Origin of the sequence: Rhizobium sp. LjRoot30, from assembly GCF_964253915.1 — a bacterium.
In the GTDB taxonomy this organism is placed as follows: domain Bacteria; phylum Pseudomonadota; class Alphaproteobacteria; order Rhizobiales; family Rhizobiaceae; genus Metarhizobium.
The window spans coordinates 1-1,291 of the sequence record NZ_CAXUSG020000049.1; the positions used below are offsets into that span (position 1 = coordinate 1).

Annotated in this window: 3 protein-coding genes; all 3 read left to right on the forward strand. The window is 62.3% G+C overall.

Features of this window, described 5'->3' with window-relative positions; genetic code table 11:
• Window positions 1-77: 77 nt before the first annotated feature.
• On the forward strand, window positions 78-464 hold the full coding sequence (locus tag ACSQ3I_RS28075) for a transposase (RefSeq protein WP_436004466.1): 387 nt from the start codon (window positions 78-80) through the stop codon (window positions 462-464).
• Window positions 465-532: 68 nt separating this feature from the next.
• Window positions 533-805, forward strand: a complete 273-nt coding sequence (tnpB, locus tag ACSQ3I_RS28080) for an IS66 family insertion sequence element accessory protein TnpB (RefSeq protein ID WP_436004468.1) — start codon at window positions 533-535, stop codon at window positions 803-805.
• Between the two features lie 88 nt (window positions 806-893).
• Window positions 894-1,291: transposase domain-containing protein (locus ACSQ3I_RS28085; protein ID WP_436004470.1), on the forward strand; the 398-nt coding region annotated here is incomplete at its 3' end.

Below are 1,291 nucleotides of genomic sequence, written 5' to 3' on the forward strand. Positions count from 1 at the left end.
GTAAGCGCGTAGGCGACCCCACGTATCTTTGATCGTGGCGAGAGGGCATTTTCCGCATGAATCATGCGGGGAATCCTATGAGCGACACAGTGAATCAGCCTCGAGCGTTTGAGATTTTGACGGCGGAGGCGGTCAAGAAGCGGCGTCCGCCACGCGATTGGTCAGATGACGTGAAGGCCCGGCTTGTCGCCGAGACGCTTGTGCCTGGAGCCAATGTCTCTTCGATCGCGCGTTCGGCTGGGGTTGACCCGTCGCAGCTCTACGGCTGGCGTCGCAAGGCGCTTTCCTCAGGCGCGGTCACGCCACTGCCGGAAACGACGGGCAGTGAAGTCAGGTTCGCGCGTGTCGAACCGGTGGCGAGCCCTGTGGTGGAGATCGTCATCGGTGGTATCCTGGTTCGCGCGGGCGATGATGTTTCCCCCGAACACCTGGCGAAGGTTCTGCGGGCGGTTCGCCTGGCATGATCGGCTCGGATGTTGTGGTATACGTGTCCTGCCAGCCGGTCGACTTCCGCAAGGGAGCCGCCTCATTGATGGCGCTCGTGCGAGATGGCGGCCTCGACCCGTTCAACGGTGCGCTTTACGTCTTCCGCTCGAAACGCGCCGATCGCGTTCGCATTGTCTGGTGGGATGGCTCAGGGGTCTGCCTTTATTCGAAACGGCTCGAAGAGCAGAGCTTCTGCTGGCCGGGCATATCGGCGGCTCGGGTGCGTCTGGATCACGCGCAGCTGATGGCACTTCTGGCTGGAATGGATTGGCGCAAAATCCGCCCGGCCAAGGTGCGGCGACCATTGCTGACGGGCTGAGCCCGTCGTCAGTAACGATCTGCGGCAAGATGAATCATGGGACTGTAACCGTTGGGAAATCGGCCGCTTTTGTGCTCTATTCCCTCCCATGGTTTTGCCTGTTTCCGACCTGCCCGACGACGTCGATGCGCTCAAGGCGATGATCCTTGCGATGGCACGTGAGCAGGCCGCCAACGAGGCCCGACTTGCCACCGCGGCGGCAGAGATTGCCCGGCTGGAGGCTGTCGAGAAGAGCGCCAATGAGCGTATCGCCAATCTCACCTCGATCCTGAAGGTCCTGCAGCGCACGCAGCACGGCAAGCGCTCCGAACGGCTGCGGCCCGGTGGTCTTGGGGGCGTCAACGACGAGCAGGTGTCATTTGCTTTCGAGGAAGTGGAGACAGGCCTCTCCGCGATCCAGAGCGAGCTTGATCGTGCCGCCGGCGACAAGCCGAAACGAGCACCCCGACCGCGAAAGGGATTTGCCGCCCATCTCGAACGCATCGA